Source organism: Streptomyces sp. NPDC006624 (assembly GCF_040611555.1).
In the GTDB taxonomy this organism is placed as follows: domain Bacteria; phylum Actinomycetota; class Actinomycetes; order Streptomycetales; family Streptomycetaceae; genus Streptomyces.
Window position 1 is genome coordinate 164301 of the sequence record NZ_JBEXOM010000009.1, and the last position, 16801, is coordinate 181101.

17 protein-coding genes and 3 pseudogenes are annotated in these 16801 nt (G+C 67.7%); 2 read left to right on the top strand and 18 right to left on the bottom strand.

What is annotated here, in order from left to right:
* Positions 1 to 191: 191 nt before the first annotated feature.
* Together ABZY20_RS19025 and ABZY20_RS19030 are read right to left on the bottom strand one after the other, a co-directional pair.
* A pseudogene (locus tag ABZY20_RS19025) lies at positions 192 to 350 on the bottom strand (IS3 family transposase); the annotation flags it as partial.
* 324 nt (positions 351 to 674) lie between these two features.
* Positions 675 to 3290: a DEAD/DEAH box helicase gene (locus ABZY20_RS19030; protein ID WP_356442684.1), complete on the bottom strand. Its 2616-nt coding sequence runs from the start codon at positions 3288 to 3290 to the stop codon at positions 675 to 677.
* Positions 3291 to 3597: 307 nt separating this feature from the next.
* Between ABZY20_RS19030 and ABZY20_RS19035 the strand changes: the two genes are divergently transcribed.
* Positions 3598 to 4707, top strand: coding sequence for an XRE family transcriptional regulator (locus ABZY20_RS19035; RefSeq protein ID WP_356442685.1), 1110 nt, complete (start codon positions 3598 to 3600; stop codon positions 4705 to 4707).
* A gap of 99 nt (positions 4708 to 4806) precedes the next feature.
* Positions 4807 to 5868 carry a hypothetical protein gene (locus ABZY20_RS19040; protein ID WP_356442686.1) on the top strand — a complete coding sequence of 354 codons (1062 nt, stop codon included), beginning with the start codon at positions 4807 to 4809 and terminating at the stop codon, positions 5866 to 5868.
* A 53-nt stretch (positions 5869 to 5921) separates the two neighbouring features.
* Here the strand turns inward: ABZY20_RS19040 and ABZY20_RS19045 are convergent, their stop codons facing one another.
* From ABZY20_RS19045 to ABZY20_RS19120, 16 genes and pseudogenes are all read right to left on the bottom strand, one after another.
* Positions 5922 to 6509, bottom strand: a complete 588-nt coding sequence (locus ABZY20_RS19045; RefSeq protein ID WP_356442687.1) for a hypothetical protein — start codon at positions 6507 to 6509, stop codon at positions 5922 to 5924.
* Positions 6510 to 6985: 476 nt separating this feature from the next.
* Positions 6986 to 7186: pseudogene (locus tag ABZY20_RS19050) on the bottom strand (magnesium chelatase domain-containing protein); the annotation flags it as partial.
* Positions 7186 to 7587 carry a YraN family protein gene (locus ABZY20_RS19055; protein WP_356442688.1) on the bottom strand — a complete coding sequence of 134 codons (402 nt, stop codon included), beginning with the start codon at positions 7585 to 7587 and terminating at the stop codon, positions 7186 to 7188. The pseudogene ABZY20_RS19050 and the gene ABZY20_RS19055, both read right to left, overlap by 1 nt.
* 144 nt (positions 7588 to 7731) lie before the next feature.
* Positions 7732 to 8040, bottom strand: coding sequence for a DUF2469 domain-containing protein (locus tag ABZY20_RS19060; RefSeq protein ID WP_003993268.1), 309 nt, complete (start codon positions 8038 to 8040; stop codon positions 7732 to 7734).
* Positions 8041 to 8096: 56 nt separating this feature from the next.
* On the bottom strand, positions 8097 to 8621 hold the full coding sequence (locus ABZY20_RS19065) for an NUDIX hydrolase (RefSeq protein ID WP_356442689.1): 525 nt from the start codon (positions 8619 to 8621) through the stop codon (positions 8097 to 8099).
* Complete coding sequence (gene lepB / locus ABZY20_RS19070) at positions 8611 to 9390, bottom strand: signal peptidase I (RefSeq protein WP_356442690.1); 780 nt, start codon at positions 9388 to 9390, stop codon at positions 8611 to 8613. The genes ABZY20_RS19065 and lepB (ABZY20_RS19070) overlap by 11 nt, the downstream gene beginning before the upstream one ends.
* A 51-nt stretch (positions 9391 to 9441) precedes the next feature.
* Entirely contained in the window at positions 9442 to 10401 is a 960-nt protein-coding gene (lepB, locus tag ABZY20_RS19075; RefSeq protein WP_356442691.1) for a signal peptidase I, read from the bottom strand.
* Positions 10289 to 11380, bottom strand: a complete 1092-nt coding sequence (gene lepB, locus ABZY20_RS19080) for a signal peptidase I (RefSeq protein ID WP_356442692.1) — start codon at positions 11378 to 11380, stop codon at positions 10289 to 10291. The genes lepB (ABZY20_RS19075) and lepB (ABZY20_RS19080) overlap by 113 nt, the downstream gene beginning before the upstream one ends.
* Positions 11373 to 12098 carry a signal peptidase I gene (gene lepB / locus ABZY20_RS19085; RefSeq protein ID WP_356442693.1) on the bottom strand — a complete coding sequence of 242 codons (726 nt, stop codon included), beginning with the start codon at positions 12096 to 12098 and terminating at the stop codon, positions 11373 to 11375. Before lepB (ABZY20_RS19085) ends, lepB (ABZY20_RS19080) begins: the two co-directional genes overlap by 8 nt.
* 45 nt (positions 12099 to 12143) lie before the next feature.
* Positions 12144 to 12494, bottom strand: coding sequence for a 50S ribosomal protein L19 (rplS, locus tag ABZY20_RS19090; RefSeq protein ID WP_184827508.1), 351 nt, complete (start codon positions 12492 to 12494; stop codon positions 12144 to 12146).
* Positions 12495 to 12629: 135 nt separating this feature from the next.
* Positions 12630 to 13463, bottom strand: coding sequence for a tRNA (guanosine(37)-N1)-methyltransferase TrmD (trmD, locus tag ABZY20_RS19095; protein ID WP_356442694.1), 834 nt, complete (start codon positions 13461 to 13463; stop codon positions 12630 to 12632).
* A complete protein-coding gene (gene rimM / locus ABZY20_RS19100; RefSeq protein ID WP_356442695.1) occupies positions 13463 to 14005 on the bottom strand; it encodes a ribosome maturation factor RimM in 543 nt (180 codons plus the stop codon). Before rimM ends, trmD begins: the two co-directional genes overlap by 1 nt.
* 266 nt (positions 14006 to 14271) lie before the next feature.
* Positions 14272 to 14511 carry an RNA-binding protein gene (locus ABZY20_RS19105; RefSeq protein ID WP_003973401.1) on the bottom strand — a complete coding sequence of 80 codons (240 nt, stop codon included), beginning with the start codon at positions 14509 to 14511 and terminating at the stop codon, positions 14272 to 14274.
* 2 nt (positions 14512 to 14513) lie between these two features.
* The gene (gene rpsP / locus ABZY20_RS19110; protein ID WP_356442696.1) at positions 14514 to 14933 is read right to left on the bottom strand and encodes a 30S ribosomal protein S16; all 420 of its coding nucleotides are present in this window, start codon (positions 14931 to 14933) and stop codon (positions 14514 to 14516) included.
* Between the two features lie 289 nt (positions 14934 to 15222).
* Positions 15223 to 15831 carry a hypothetical protein gene (locus ABZY20_RS19115; protein WP_114255550.1) on the bottom strand — a complete coding sequence of 203 codons (609 nt, stop codon included), beginning with the start codon at positions 15829 to 15831 and terminating at the stop codon, positions 15223 to 15225.
* A 269-nt stretch (positions 15832 to 16100) separates the two neighbouring features.
* A pseudogene (locus tag ABZY20_RS19120) lies at positions 16101 to 16571 on the bottom strand (His/Gly/Thr/Pro-type tRNA ligase C-terminal domain-containing protein); the annotation flags it as partial.
* Positions 16572 to 16801: the final 230 nt, after the last annotated feature.

Below are 16801 nucleotides of genomic sequence, written 5' to 3' on the forward strand. Positions count from 1 at the left end.
GATGCGCGTGGAGACTGCTTCGCTGTCGATCAGCCACACGTCCAGTGGGCCGGACGGAGGTGGTTACTTACTCAAGACGGCGTCCGACCAGGTAGCCAGGACGCACACCGGCACCGCGCAACGGGCACTCGCTCACTATCTTCGACTCCACGCGTCGACGGGTCTGACGCAGGTTCGGGTGACAGGTTCAGTCACGCGGCCTGAAGGGCCAGCGCGGTCATGACGGTCTCGAATTCAATGGGGGTCAACCGGCCGAATGAGGCTTGTCTGCGGCACCGGTGGTAGGTCCGCTCGCTCCAGGTCACGATCGCGATCCGGAGTTCTTCGCGGGTGGCCTAGACGCGGCGGTCGGCGTGATCACCCACCCAAGCTGCCGACCAGTCCACCCTTGAGACCAGCCGAGCCTTCAAGCAACCGGCACGACGACGGCGACGCAAAACGAACAAGTGTGAGGACTACTACGCTCGCAGCTGGCACCTGCTGCCACCCGGGGCGAAAACGTTGCGGCGGGGCCAGACCAGAGGACTCCCCATCGCCATGCTGCGATGACCGTGGCGATGGGGAGAATCCGCAGAGCCCACCTCAACCTGTCTTCCAGTATCAGCAGAGCCAGCGCTTCCGCCGTGAACGGTGCCTGATGCGGGACGACCACCAACCTACGCAATGCGTTGTAACTACTCTTCTGGCGTACGCCAGAGAGGGTGCTGGCGGAGAGTGGGAAGCCACTGGGAAGGTAGTGCCTGGTGCGCCCGAAAGACCGCAGCGAGCGCCGTGACGGTCATCGTTCGAAGATCGCGGGCTCGCGCGTCCTGCCATGCGCGTGTGAGCGTGTCGAAGAGCTCAAGCACCCGGGGCGGCTGTACCCAGTAGACGTTCTCCTCGGCAACGTTGTACGCACTCTCGTGCACCTTCGGCTTTGGAGACGCAAGGACACAGATGGAGTCGGCGGGCGCAACTGCACCCTCGGCCTTCTCTGTGGTTCGCCGGTGGCCGCCGGCTTGCCGCGCCTGGTCCGCGCCAATCTCGCCTGTGTTCTTGGCCTGGTTCTTTGCTTCCCACACGACCCACCGGGCACTGTCGAAGATCCACACGGCGTCTGGCTTGGCAGCCTTGCCGTCACGGGGATCTCCATAGCTCTTACTCGCTCCTGCGAGGCGCCCGAGGTGAACCAGGCCGTCCTCGTAAGGATCGGGCTCTGACTGTTGAAGACCCGCCCTGGTCGCTAGGGCGGCTTGAAAGGCTTCTGGTTCCCAGAGGTCCTTGGCGGCCAGGATGGAGTTCATAGCCACCTCGTCAGTTGGGTCGAGTTCTTCGACCGCAGCTGCGCTAGGGGCTGCAACAGGGGCGACACGATCGAACCACGTCGTTCCAAGGCTGTTCCGCCGTGCCTCCTTGAAGTAGCTTTCTGCGGCCTGCTGGAATTGCGCCTCCCCGGTGGCCTCACCCAGGCGGTGGGCCACGCAAAATCCGAGATAGCTCCACAGCGAGCTGTATCGCTTGGGCGTTTGAGCGTTGCGAAGCTGATCGGTGACGCTCTTGATCGAGGTGAGTGCGAAGCGGTGGTCCTTGGACCAGAGGGCGTTCGCAGCAGCGACCTCGCTGCGAACGGCTCGCTGAAGTGCTGCGGCGCCGGGTCCGTCCTGCCGGTCGTAAGTTTCCCGATTTCGAACGATGTCCTCGTCAACCTCGCTCCAGTCGGAGCCCTGACGGTTAAAGATTTCGAGGTTCTCCCACACGCCGTCCGAGGTCTGGTCGAGGGAAGCGTCGACGCCGACCTCCAGCTCAGCATGGATCTCGGGGTGCATGGATGCCTGGATGTCGCGGCGGGCCAAATAGGACGTCAGGCTGCGGCCGAGTACGACAACCGCAGCATGGTCCCGGATGTTACGCGTCGCCCGGCCAGCACCCTGCTGGATACGTGCACGGATGCGTTCCCGCAGCACTTCTTCGGCGCCAACGGAGTCATGGAGAAACTTCTCTTGAAGGTCCCCCTTTGCCGGCAGGCCATCCAAAACGACCAACCGGCAGTCCTCATCAGGAAGGTCAACGCCGTCGTAGCGGTTCGTCAGAACCAGCGCGGCAGCAGGTTGTGAGGTGAAAACAGTGAGGTCGTCCTCGACCTCCTTCGCGGCGAAGGTGTGGTAGTTCTCTGGGAGGTATCGCTCACGGAACTGGTCGGCCACCCGGGTTTCGGGGGTGAGTACTACCACCCGTCCGGCTTGCTCAATGACTCGCCGGACAAAGGGTGCGACTGCGTCTCTGTCGGAGGCCAGGTCCCTGGTCATTTCCGGGAAGACGAAGAACCTCCGTCCTGTACCTTCCTTGTCCCAGCCAGAAGGGACGGGGATGCGGTGGATTCTGGGCCGTCCGAAGGCTCGCTCTAGCTCTCCGCCGGCACCCAATGTGGCGCTCATGTAGATCCGCTGCTTAGGGCTACTGAAGGCGTTGTGCTGGAAGGTCGGGGCGATCAGAGGGCGGATGAGAATCTCGCGGTGTGACACGTACGCCAGGCAGTCCGCCACGTGAGTCTCGAGGAACTTCCATGCGTGCACGGCGTCGTCGCTGACCTTGTTCTGGGCAACAGCTTCCCGGACGACCGATTCCACATGGCTGGCGTGGGCGGCGACGGCCACGGGCGAGGCCAGGTAGATCCCTGTCAGGTACTGGGTCCCAGGGTTCTCAGAGCACAGATGCGGCAGTAGGAGGGGATCCAAAGCCGGGCTCAGAGCGGCAAGCAAATCCTTGTAGGCACCCTCGTGCGAGCGACGGTTGACCTTCAGGCTCCAGGGCTTGGACACGTACCCGTCGGCCGCATGCGCATCGTCAAGAATCAGTACGTCGGCAGTGTCGATCTTCGGCCGCGAGTTGAACACGTGGCTGTACGTGCTGACGGCAACGGACCCGGCGGCCTGATAGCGCGCCAGGTCGGCCTGGTCCCACTCCCTCCACGAGCCGATGAGGAGCGAAGGTGGGATTCCGTAGTCCTCCAGCTTCCGCGCTGTCTGCACAGCCAACTGCCGCGTGGGACACAGATAGGCAACGCGGGACCCTTCAGCCCGGCGCAGGTACTCGGCGATCAGCCCACCGACGAGGGTCTTGCCCGCACCGGTCGGCAACTCGAGCGCAACATCCTCCTTGTCATGGAACTGGGTGTGCCAGTGTTCCATGACCTTGGACTGGTGCCCCCAGACGGAGTCAGGCCCTCGATTCCCCCGAGCCAGCAACCGGTACAACTGGTCCGGATCACTCGGAACTCCGACCGAGTCCGTCTGCCGTCGATTGAATCCCATGGACCTCTCCCACTCCGCGCTCCTTGCGGGAGGCTGAACTCCCGCTTCACCGCGCCCAATTCATAGCACTTCGCACGGCTTGCGCACTGAGGCTTGCAAATCTCTCTCACCAGGGACGCAACGGCCCGCCGGAGGCCGACCCACGGAGAACTGGGGCGGCACGCGTCCGCAGGGCACGCTCCTCCACGCACCACACCCACCATCCCTACCCCAACGCAGGATTGAACGCGGAATATTTTGGGGTGCTACAGCGAGGGATGGATCTGTGTATACTCTGCGGAGAGCCTGAGGATGGAAGGGGTGGACGATGAAGACTGGCGAGGGCCAGATCGCGGTGCCCGCCATGCTCGCGCTGGCTCGAGAGTCCCGCGGGATGACGCAAGCGGACCTGGCAGTCACGATGTCGCGACTCGACGGCGCCAACCGGGTCTCCCAGGGGTACGTGAGCCGCGCCGAAGCCGGCCGTTTGCAGGTGAGGGACGATCGCCTTGAGCTGTACGCGGAAGCTCTCGGGTACACGCCTGAGATGCTATGCCGCACCACTGACACTCACGGTGTCGGCGTTGGCCTGGTCCACCACCGGAAGCGTGCCTCGATGGGGGCCACGAGCCTCCGCCGCATCCATGCCACTCTGACCTTGACTCGGCTACAGGTTGAGGCACTCACCGCACCGTTGACCGACCTAGAGAACCACGACTTCCGTCACATCGAGGTTGACGACCTGGACACACCCGAGGATGCGGCTGCTACGTTGCGGGAAGAGTGGGGCGTCAACCAAGGACCGATCGACGACCTGGTCTCAGTCATAGAGGGCGCTGGCGCCTCAGTGGTCGTCCGGGACCTTGGAACAGCGGAATTGGACGCCGTCAGCCAGTGGCCGGACGGCAGCCCACCACTCTTCCTGCTCAACTCGACCGCGCCCGGCGACCGTTTCCGCTTCAGCCTGGCGCACGAGCTTGGGCACGTCACGATGCACAGGGAACCCGGAGAGGGGCGCCTCCAGGAAGAGCAGGCCGACCGCTTTGCGGCCGAGTTCCTCATGCCGCATGACGCGATCCTCCCCGAGCTGAAGCCGGGCGTTGACTTGCAGAGACTGATGGAGCTGAAGGCCAGGTGGGGCGTTTCCATGGCCGCGCTCATCAGGCGGGCACTCTCTCTCGGAGTCGTCAGCGAGTGGCAGTACCGCAACCTTATGGTCGAAATGTCGGCGCTCGGCTACCGCACCGTCGAACCCGTCACTGTTCAGCGCGAGACCCCGCACTACATCGCTCAGGTCGTAACCCGGCTTGAGCAACAGCACCACCTCGATCCCACCCATGCAGCTCAACTGGCAGGCCTGGGTCACGAGGAGTTCCACGAGATCTACTTGTGCGCTTCCTCTTCGTCCGGGGCCGTTGCGACTCCGGCCCACCTGTGAGGTGAACTCTTGAGCAACCCCGCACCCTTCGGACAGCGCCCGCCTGCTCTGCGGGTACTCGATGCCAGCGTCCCTGCAACTCCGATCCTGGCTGGGCGCGTGTTGCTGCACGAGCACTCACGCTTCATCCCGCGCCAGCGCAACGCAATCGACAACGCCCTCGGTGGCGTAGTGATGACTGGAGACAATGCCGAGACCCGTGCCTTCAAGCTTCGGACCGAGGCGGGTTTCACCGGCACCATGCTGATCGACAGCGCCCCGTACACGACCCACACGGCGACCGAGGACGAGCCGTTCCTCCTGCCGCAAGACCAGATGTTCGCGACCCTCGATGACGCACTCGGCTTCCAGAAGGCAGCAGGGGCAAGCGCCGCACTGACGCCCACGGGCTACATCGCGCCCGGAGCCTCCAAGCCGCTGAAAGCGGTGATCCGCGCCGCACAACGCATCGAGCGCCTCGACACGGTCGTGACTGTGCCTGTCGACGTCACGTGGCTCAGCAATGAGCGCGTCGGCCAGCTCATCGCCGCGTGCCAGCGCATCAACCAGTCAAAGGCCCTCGTGCTGGTCGGCCAGTTCGATCCGCTGCAGCACGCCAAGGTCATCCCCGCAAACCTCCGCCGCGTGATCTCCGAGGTCGAGGGCATGATGCTGCTGCGGACAGACCTGGCAGCCATCGATGCGATGGTCCACGGTGCCCTCTGCGCCGGCATCGGCGTCACAAGCTCTGTGCGACACAGCGTGGCACCCGGCGAGCGAGCCAAGGTCAGCAAGCCGAACGGCCCTGTGTACCCGAATATCTTGATGCCGGAGCTCATGTGCTTCAAGGGTGCCGAGTCGCTCGCCCACCGCTACGCAAACGCGGAGCCTGCGACGTGCCCCTGCGAGATCTGCAACGGACGTGGGCTCGACCGCTTCTACAAGACTGATCGCGAGACACGTGTCGAAGCCGAGGACCACAACATCCTCACCTGGAGCACATGGGTCAGCGAAATGGCCGGCTACGAAGTCGGTCCAAAGCGAAAGACCTGGTGGCAGGAAAAGTGTGCAGCTGCCATCAACCGCTACCCGCTCGAGAACCAGCGCATCGGGCTCTCAGCAAAGAGGGGCTTCCAGCCTCCGCCACCCCTGTCGGCATGGGCGACGCTGCCTGCTTCCTAGCGTGGCCGCTCCGGCCACCTACCAGAGGCTGTTCACACGGCCGCCACGCTTCACTACGCCAGCTGGGTGTACATGTCTTCGAGGAATTTCCAGCCAGCAACAGTGTGGCGGCGCTTCACGAAGGGCCGCGGTGGAACCAGCACGTCCAGCTCATTGCCAACCAGAGCCAAGAGGCCGATGCCATAAAAGTCAGCCTGCAGCATTGCGTCATCCTTGCGACGCAATGGGCGCTCGATAAGTACCGCTCGCGCACAGAACGGGGTGAAGAGCTCAGCCTTCTCCATTGCCGACTCCCACCCTCTACCAGGCACGATGGCAAGATCAACACGCAAGGGCTGGACAGCTTGCCTGGTTACGGTTCGGCTGCTTTGGATGACCGCACCCTTTGGCGTCGCTTTGAGGGCTCGCCGTTCGGGTCCGCTCAAGGCGCTAACGGGCACCGCTTCGCCCTCAGGCAGGCCCATGAGTAGATCCAGCACGTCCGGCCGGGTCAACGGCGCCATACCTGCATCTGCGCGCCTCTTGCACTCGACCGCATCGCATCGATAGGCAACGATGGCCTGCACGCCGAAGGCGTTCACCGCCTGCAACTTCGACTCTTGCGGAATCAGCGTGCCCGACGGGACCGACTTCGAGAGCACATCGACTGGTCCTCGCGCCGCAACCGCCATGACTCAATCCCGTCCTCACCCGTAGACCTGCCCCACGAGGGGCCCTAACTCGCGCCAGAGGCACATCACCACCATCAGGCGCGACTGCACCTTCCCGCCCTCCGAGAAGCCCCGTCTAGGTCGTTCGGCAACATAGGCCTTAACCGAGCCACCCTGTCCGAAGACACGGAAAATCACGCGGCAGCCCTCACGATTGGGCTAGCACCGAGGGGCTCTCACCAGACCAAGATCGCCGCAACGACCCTAGTGCGGTTGGGAGCAGCACCGCAATGCTCCGGCTTGATGGGTTGCCGACCCGATGGCGCCGTATCCGATCGTAAGGCATCCCACGAGATTCACTCACATGTTCGATTAGATCGGATGAACCTCGCTCCGGCTCCCGCCGACTCGCTCTCGCTTGAGCTACCCCACCAGAGCCCCGCGACACGCTGGCGTAACAGCCCTTAGGAGGGGGACATGCCTGAACAGATGAACTTGACAGGGAAGACGACCGCGGCGCGCACCCGGTCCCGGCTCTCCGTCAGGCTCTTGTCGGGCAGCCCCACCAGCGTGAACGCCGCCACGCCCGGTTCGAGATCCGCCTGGACCTCGACGACCACGCCCTCGACGCCCACCAGCGCCACCGAACACGCACGGGCGAACGCCATCACGCCACCCCCCGCACGTGCTCGACCACGGCGGCGCCGCGCGACGGCAGCAGCACCCCGACCACGCCGATGCGGACGCCGCCGGGCGGAGCGCCCCCGTGGGTCTGGATCCAGCGCTCGGCGAGGTCCCGCAGCCGCCGGGCCTTCCGCGGTGTCACGGCCGCCATCGGATGCTCGAAGGGGCCCTCCCTGCGGGTCTTCACCTCGCAGACGACCAGGACGTCGCCGTCCCTGGCCACGATGTCGATCTCACCCGTGCGGCCGGAGCGCCAGTTGCGCTCCAGGACCGTCAGGCCGGCTTCGGACAGCCGCCGTGCCGCCAGGGTCTCTCCGTACCTGCCCATGGCGCTGCGTGCCAGATGTGCGTTCATGTCGGCACCACCTCCGGCACCGACGATCACGCACCCGCGCCCATCGAGTGGATCTTGGTGGACGGACCGGCGGATGTGGAAAACCCCGCCACCCTCCCGGGTGAAATTCCGGGGCGAGCGATAAACCGGAGCGATCGATGAACCGGGGCGAGCGATGAACCGGAGCGAGCGGACTCAGCCGCTCGGCAGCTCCAGATCGCTCTTGTTCAGCTCCTCGATGTTCACATCCTTGAACGTCAGCACCCGGACCTGCTTCACGAACCGCGCCGGCCGGTACATGTCCCAGACCCAGGCATCCGCCATGGACACCTCGAAGAACACCTCACCCTGGACCGAGTGCACCTGCATCTCGTAGTCGTTGGTCAGATAGAAGCGCCGCTCGGTCTCGATCACGTATTTGAACAGACCGACGACATCGCGGTACTCCCGGTAGAGCTTCAGCTCCATCTCGGTCTCGTACTTCTCGAGGTCCTCGGCGCTCATGGCATGTTCCCCTTCAGCCGTGCGATCCCACCATTGTGCGCCAGTCCCGCGAACCCCTAGACGATTTCCGGGTCAAGGATCACGGGCCTGGACGGGGGACCTTCGTCGAGCAGCGTGCGCAGCAGCCCGGCGAGTCTGGTCGGATACACCGTCTCATGTGCCCGGGTCAGTTCCGGACACGTCCACCAGCGCGCTCCGGCGACACTGCGCCGTTCCAGCTCGGTCAGCCCGGTGGCGGCGACGGCCGTCCGGTCCGTGCGAGCCAGGTAGTACCACTCGTCCTGGTCCCAGCGGCGGCCCGCGAACGGGAACGAGCACCTGCGCCGCCACAGCACCGGGCCGAGTTCGACCTCGGTGATGCCCGTCTCCTCGGCGAGTTCCCGCAGGGCGGCCTGTTCACGGGTCTCGTCGCCCTCGACACCCCCGCCGGGCGTGAACCACCAGTCGTCGGCCGGATCGTCCGGCTCGTGCCCGTGCAGCAGCAGGATGCGGTCCCGCGGATCCAGCAGGATCACCCGGGCGACCTTGCGCAGTCCTCCCTGGTAGGTGTCCTGGCCCGCCCCGGCGGCCTCAGCGGACACCGGCGGGCTCCGCGCTCGCCCGCCGTGCGCGGGCCGCGCCCGCACGCTTGGCGACGGGCCCGTAGGCGCCTCCGCCGAGGACGAGCACGCCGCCGGCGACGATGAGCAGGGTGATCGTCCGCAGCGGTCCGGGCGAGGAGAGGGCGCCGAGGGGCTCGAAGCCCGTGGGCCGCTCCAGCATGCCCTCCATGGGCCAGACGACCGCGTCCACGCGCGCGTCCACGGCGGAGCGGGCCACCGTGCCGCTGGCGGCGTCGGTCAGGTGGGCGGTGGAGTCCACGGAGCTGCCGCGCTCGTCACCGAGCAGGAAGAGACGGCCCTCGGGGACGGTCACGGTCGGGAAGTTGTTCGCCCCCTCCGACGCGCCCGCGGGCAGGTACGCCTCGTCGATCTTCTTGCCGTTGACCTTGAGCCCGCCGTCCTGGCAGCAGGAGACCGTATCGCCGCCGACGGCGACCACGCGCTTGACCATGGGCGCGTTCGCCCAGGACACGTCCTTGAAGACGACGACGTCACCGCGGCGCACCGCGCCGCCGTCGACGCGCTGCGCCAGGATCCGGTCACCGGCGTCGATCGTCGGGGTCATCGAGCTGGTGGGGACGGTGTACGGCCGGTACACGACCGCCGCCCAGGCGAATCCCCCGAGGAAAAGCACCAGGCCCAGTGCGACGGCCAGCCCGGACAACCGCTGTCCGGTCCGGCTGCCCACCGGGCCGGTTCCTGAGCCGCCGCCGCGCGGGGCCGTGTGCGTCATGCTCTCGCCACCCATGGATCCGCACCCTACCCGGGGGTACCGACCAGGGTCATCACGCCGTCGGAATCACTGCTTCCTGCGGCGCCACCACACCACCGGGGCCACCGCGGCCAGCGCCAGCCCCTGCGGCGCCAGCGGCAGGGCGGCGGCCGCCCGGGCGTCCAGGCCCGACTGGTCGAAGGTGTCCGGCACCGGCAGGCCCGCCCAGCGGTTGACCGGCCAGGCGATGACGACGGCGCGTCCGACGACGTCCTTCACGGGGACCATGCCGTTGTTCTTGTCGGACTGGTTGTAGCGGGAGTCGCGGGAGTTCTGCCGGTGGTCGCCCATCACCCAGATGTGGTCCTGGGGGACCTTCACCTTGAACTGGCCGCCCTGGTCGTCGACGCTGCACGGCGTGTTGCCGGGGTAGACGTACGACTGCTCGTCGAGCTCCTTGCCGTTGACCGTCAACGGGCCGGTGCCCTTGCACTCGATCGTGTCACCACCGACGCCGACGACCCGCTTGATGAGGTCCTTCTCCTCAGCGGACGGCATGAGGCCGATCCAGCTGAGGAACGTCTGGAGCGCGTTGGGGTCCGTGGTCGGCTCGCCCGCGAGCCAGTTGTCGGGATCGTGGAAGACGACGACCTCGCCGCGCTCCGGCTCGGAGCCGAACCAGGGGGTGAGCTTGTCCACCAGCACCCGGTCGCCCTGCTGCAGGGTGTTCTGCATCGAGTCGGACGGGATGGAGAACGCCTGCACGAGGAAGGTCTTGATCAGCAGCGCCAGCACCAGCGCGATGCCGATCAGGATCGGCAGCTCCTTCCAGAAGGAACGCGGCTTCTTCGGCGTCCGGGACGTGCCGCCCGGACCTTCGCCCTCTGCTGTGCTGTACTCGCTTGTCACCCTGTCGTCCTCGGCTGCCCCGGAGTCACTCCCGGAGGTCACGGCGCTGTCCGCGGCCGGGACGGCGGATTCCGCGGGGCGTCCGCGGTGTTCCTCTCCGTCGTGTCCGGACCGTGCGCCAACCGCCACATCCCCCACGCCAACTCCTCACTCTGTGCCGCCGCCTGCCCCATATACGACGCAGGCCCACCACTCCCATAACGAGCGGGAGTTCCGCAGGAGTCGGGAGCTGGATCGTTCCGTTCGAATCGTCCGGGGCAACCCTATGCGACGGCCGGGGAGCCGCGGTCGACCCGGTGCCCGCGTCGGACACGGAGGCGTAGGTGTTCGGTTCCTCCAGGGTGGTCCAGTGGCCGAGGGGCCAGGCGATGACCATGGCGCGGCCCACGACCTCGTCCTCGGAGACCGTGCCGCCGTAGTCGGTGTCCTGGTGGGCGCGGGAGTCGGCGGAGTTGTTGCGGTGGTCGCCCATCACCCACAGGCGTCCCTGCGGCACCGTGATGTCGAACGGCGTGTCGGACGGGGCGGCACCGGGGTACAGGTAGTCCTCGTTCAGCGGGATGCCGTTGACGGTCACGCGTCCTTGTGTGTCGCAGCACTTGACGCGGTCTCCGCCGACGCCGACGACCCGCTTGATGAGGTCCTTCTCGTTCTCCGACGGCAGCAGGCCGATGAAGGTGAGCCCTTCCTTGATCTGCTTGACGCCGACGGGGTCGTCCTTCTTGGGCGTGGTCTGCTCGTCCTGGAGCCAGCCGCCGGGGTCCTTGAAGACGACGACGTCCCCGCGCTGCGGCTTGGAGCCGAACCACGGGGTGAGCTTGTCGACCAGCACCCGGTCGCCGATCTGGATCGTCTGCTCCATGGAGCCCGACGGGATCACGAAGGCCTGGACGAGGAAGGTCTTCAGCACGAGGGCGATCAGGACGGCGACGCCGACGAGGAGGGGTACCTCCTTGACGGCACCGCGCCTGCGGCGCCGCTTGACCTTGCGCTGGAGCTTGCGCCGCTCGGCCCGCGTCCGGCCGCTGGACGGCCCGGCGGCGCGCCGGGCGCCGGTGGGCAGCAGGTTCTCCGCGGGGCTGGCGGGCACGCCGCGCGGTTTGCCGCGGTTACCCATGGGCGCCCGCCCTTCCCGGCGCCGGCACGCGCGCGTAGGCGCCGGAGCGGTCGAGGCGGGTGGCGTGGGCGGAGGGCCAGACGATCCAGTCGGCGCGGCCGATGACCTCGCCGACCGGGATCATGCCGCCGCCGGGTGAGCCGAGGTGGGCGCGGGAGTCGCTGGAGTCGCTGCGGTGGTCGCCGAGGAGGAAGAGCCTGCCGGCGGGCACGACGACGTCGAAGGGCACGGAGGACGGGCTGTCCCCGGGGTACAGGAAGCCCGATTCGTCGACCGGCCGGCCGTTCACCTGGATCCTCCCCTCGTCGTCGCAGCAGACCACGTGGTCTCCCCCCACGCCGACAACGCGTTTGATGTAGTCCGCGTGCCCGAAGTACCCGGTCCCGTCGAACACGACGATGTCTCCCCGCTGCGGCACGGCACCGAAACGGTACGCCAACTTATTTACGAGAACCCGGTCCCCGATCCTCAACGCCTGTTCCATGGATCCGCTGGGAATCTGGAACGGCCGCAGGACGAAGGTGCCGAGCAGCAGCGGGAACAGCAGGCACAGGAAGAGGGCCAGGGTGATCCGGCCGCCCGGGACGTGGGCGCTGATCCGCGACACCAACGCGAAACGCGACCGGCCCTCCGGACCTCCGGAGTCCGAGGGGGTCTCCTCGGAGTCGGAAGGGCGGGAGGAGCGGTCGCGCTCCGGGTGCTGTGCTTCGGTGTCCATCGGAGCCAGATGCTATCCGGCTCCGGTGTGAACTCCGGAGAGCGCTCAGCTCTCGCGCTTCTCCTTGATCTTCGCGGCCTTGCCGCGCAGCTCGCGCAGGTAGTACAGCTTGGCGCGGCGGACGTCACCCTTGGTGACGAGCTCGATCTTCTCCACGATCGGGGTGTGCACCGGGAAGGTGCGCTCGACGCCGACGGAGAAGGAGACCTTGCGGACCGTGAAGGTCTCGCGCACGCCGGAGCCCTGGCGGCGGATCACGACGCCCTTGAACTGCTGCACACGGGAGCGGTTGCCCTCGATGACGCGGACGTGCACGTTGACCGTGTCGCCCGGGCGGAAGGCGGGGACGTCGCTGCGCAGCGAGGCGGAGTCGACGGAGTCGAGCAGGTGAGACATGTCGTCTGCTTTCTTCGCTGATGCCACAGGTCATCAACGGAAACTAGGTGTTTCGGATCTGGGCTGTGCTCGTCGGGACGGGCGTCGTCTCCCCCTGTGGCAGGGGCGCGCGCCGGACGTACGCACAACAGCTGGCTATTCTTCCACGCCGTCGGTCCTGCGCCAAAATCGGCCGTACGGCTCCCCCGCCGGGTCCGGTGCCCAGCCCAGGATGGAGAGCATCTCGCGGTCCTTCTTGTCGAAGGCCTTGGGGTCGCACCGCTCGATGAGGTCGGGCCGGTGGGCGGTGGTGCGCTTGAGGGCCTCGTCCCGGCGCCAGCGGGCGATCTTGCCGTGGTGGCCGCTGAGCAGCACGTCGGGGATGTCCCGGCCGCGCCACTCGGGCGGCTTGGTGTAGACGGGCCCTTCCAGGAGGTTGGCCATCGTGCCGGGCGCGAAGGAGTCGTCGCGGTGCGACTCGGCGTTGCCCAGGACGCCCGGGAGCAGCCGCGCCACGGCCTCCGTGACGACGAGCACGGCCGCTTCGCCCCCGGCCAGGACGTAGTCGCCGATGGACACCTCGTACACCGGCATGCGCGTGGCGTACTCGTCGACGACGCGCCGGTCGATGCCCTCGTAGCGGGCCGGCGTGAAGATCAGCCAGGGGCGCTCGGAGAGGTGGACGGCGAGTTCCTGGGTGAAGGAGCGGCCGCTGGGCGTGGGGACGATGAGGGCGGGCTCCCGGGAGCCCGTCTCGTAGCCGTCGGCGAGGACGGTGTCCAGGGCGTCTCCCCAGGGCCCGGTCTTCATGACCATGCCGGGGCCGCCGCCGTAGGGGGTGTCGTCGACCGTGTTGTGCCGGTCGTAGGTCCAGGTCCGCAGGTCGTGGACGTGGACGTCGAGCTGTCCGCGCGCGCGGGCCTTGCCGACGAGGGAGACGTTCAGCGGTTCGAGGTACTCGGGGAAGATCGTGACGACGTCGAGGCGCATCAGGACTCGTCCCGGCTGGAGGCGATCTCGGCACGGTCGTCGATCAGGCCCGGCGGCGGGGTGATGACGGCCTTCTGCTCCTCCAGGTCGATCTCGGCGACGATCTCCTCGACGAAGGGGACCAGCACCTCGCTGCCGTCGGGGCGCTCCACGATGAACAGGTCCTGGGTGGGCAGGTGCGAGATCTCCGTGATCCGTCCGACCTCGGTGCCGTCGGCGGTGACCACGTCGAGGTCGATGAGCTGGTGGTCGTAGTACTCGTCCTCGCCCTCGGGCAGTTCCTCCGGGTCGACCTCGGCGATCAGGAGGGTGTTGCGCAGGGCCTCCGCGCCCGTGCGGTCGCTCACGCCCTCGAAGCGCAGCAGGAGACGGCCGCTGTGCACGCGGCCCGTCTCGATGGTGAGCGGCCCCACGGAGGCGGGGTCGGTGGCGAGCACGGCGCCCGGGGCGAGCCTGAGTTCCGGCTCGTCGGTGCGTACCTCGACGGTGACCTCACCCTTGATGCCATGGGCACGGCCGATCCGTGCGACTACCAGCTGCACGAGTGCATTCTCCTGTCATACGACTGCGGGCCGGGGACGGCCCTCAGGCCCTCCCCGGCCCTCGGGCCGATCCGGCGGATCCTGTCGCAGACGCGGGGCCTGGCACGCCCATCTGCCGCGTTGTCGTCAGTCGCCGACGCTCCGCGTCGACTCCCTCCTCCGCCTTGCAGCTGGACGCACCAGGCCCCGCTCACGTGCCGTGAAAGCAACCGCCTGATTCCTGCGACCTGATCCGCCGGACCGGCCCGAGCCGGTTGCGTTCAGCGTCAGCGGACGTGGTCCACGTCGACGAGGTCGACGCGGACACCGCGACCGCCGATGGCGCCCACGACGGTACGCAGGGCGCGTGCGGTGCGGCCGTTGCGGCCGATCACCTTGCCGAGGTCGTCCGGGTGGACCCGGACCTCGAGCACCCGCCCGCGGCGCAGGTTGCGCGAGGCGACCTGCACATCGTCAGGGTTGTCGACGATGCCCTTCACGAGGTGCTCGAGAGCCTCCTCGAGCATGCTCAGGCCTCGGTCGAAGCGGACTCAGCGGCGGCCTCGTCCTTCTTCTCAGCCTTCTTCTTCTGGGTGATCGCCTCACCCTTGCCCTCGTCTTCACCGCCGAGAGCCTCGAACGACGGGCGCGCGGCCTTCTCGGGCCGGGTCAGGAGCGGGGCCGGAGCCGGCTCGCCCTTGAACTTCTGCCAGTCGCCGGTCTTCTTGAGGATGGCGAGCACGGGCTCGGTCGGCTGCGCGCCGACACCCAGCCAGTACGCGACACGGTCCGCGTCGACCTCGATGACCGACGGGTTGTACGTCGGGTGGTACTTGCCGATCTCCTCGATCGCACGGCCGTCACGACGGGTGCGGGAGTCGGCGACGACGATGCGGTAGTGAGGCGAACGGATCTTGCCCAGACGCTTCAGCTTGATCTTGACTGCCACGGGAGTGGGTTCTCCTGGATTTGACGTGGTTGGGCACGGCGAGAGAGCCGCGTGGGGTTGCGGTACCCGAGTGCCCGATGGACGCGTCAGCCGGAGGCGAGAGGGTTCCTGTGCGGCTGTCGAGTACAGCTAGCCATTGTGCCACACCCCGGGGGCCGCTCCGGGCCGGGGTCCGGGCGGCGTGCGGGCATGCCGGATCGGCGCCCGGCGTGCGGGTGCAGCACACCGGGCGCCGATCCGTTCCGGCTGTACGTCCCGACCGGCAGCCACGAGATGCCGGTGCCTGACGTCAGCCGGCCACCGCTCCCGCCCCCACGACCTCGGGGATCCGGAACGGCTTGCCGCAGCCGCCGCAGACGATGGGGGCCTGGGCGAGGACCGACGGGACGACGCGGACGTTGCGCCCGCAGTCGCAGACCGCCTTGACGCGGACACCGCCGCCCGAGGAGCCGTGCCGGGCGGCCGGGCCCCGGAAGGTGCGGGAGGTGTCGGAGGAGGTCGCGGCGGTGTGGGCCTTCAGCGCGCGCTGGAGGCGCTCCATCGTCGGACGGTAGCGGCGCTTCGCCTCGGGCGTGAGCGTGACCAGGGAGAAGCCGCTGCTGGGATGCGGTTCCTCGGGGTGGTCCAGGCCCAGCTCCTCGGCGATCGCGAGGAATCTGCGGTTGTGGTAGCGGCCGGCACGGGAGGTGTCGCGGACGCCGCGCGCGGCGGCGATGCCATGGACTGCCTCATGGAGCAGTCGCTCGAAGGAGAGCTCGTGACCGCACGCGGACGACGACTCCCCGATCAGGGACTCTGGCGCGGCAAGGTCGGGCAGCTCGGGGTGGTACCGCTGAATATCGGCCCACGCCTGTGCCAGCTCTGCGGCGAGAACAGGTGGTGTCTGTGTCGTGCTCACGTAATGACAACGAGCCGGGGTGCCCCAGTGTTCCGATTCCGGGGCATCCCAAATAATTTGCACGTACCCGTCAGTTGCCTCTGATGCGTCCCGACGAGGACGCCTGCGCTGATCTGTGGAGAAGCCGCACAGCTCACCACAAGGTGGTGCGTAGCCGCACGTACGCCCCGGCGCGTAGGCCTGCTCCGCGCGCCGGGGAGACGGGGGTCCGCGAAGGCGCAAGGGGCGTTTCGGCCGCCCTGCGCCCCCGGGCGGCCGGGCGTTGTGCTTCAGTAAGCGTGCGCCACGACCGCGACGTTACCGGGCGCGTCACCGTCGTCCGGCACCGACCCGTCCTCGGTGACCGGACACCGTACGGTCACGGCGTGGTCGGCGAGCCTGGCCCGCCCTCCTCACCGCCTTTGAGGTGGAGATCTCGGCGGTACGGGACTCGCGGCGCTCGCGGGACTGCCGCAGCAGCAGCGCCTGGTCCTCCTCCAGGTTCTCGGGGCAGCAGCCCGGCCAGATCGCCGTCGCCCAGGGAGACCGACTCCTGGCCGCCCGGGATCCGCCGCGCCGGCATCGCGTGCCGTTCTCCAGGTCACGCGGGCCGACCTCGATGCGGACCGGTACGCCCTCGGGCTCCCACGCGACGGCTCGGCGACCGAAGGGGACGTCGGCGCGGGCGTCGACGTGGACGCGGATCCCGGCCGCCCCGGCCGGCCGCCGAGCTCGCGGGCCTTGGCCAGAACCGCCTCGTCGGAATGGGCCCCAGTGATCAGGTCCCGGTACCAGCGCGGGGAATCGTCCGCCCGGGGAGTGAGTACGGGGCCTTCGCCTTGGCGCGATGCTGCGGGCCCGCGTTGCCGGAATGTGAAATCTCGCCACCGGCACATGACATCTCACAAGCCCTGCCGCATTCCACTGGACGACGGGTCGAGGGGGGAGTTACCTGGCATACGGGGGGAGTGCGAGCGCACTGTCACGGGGG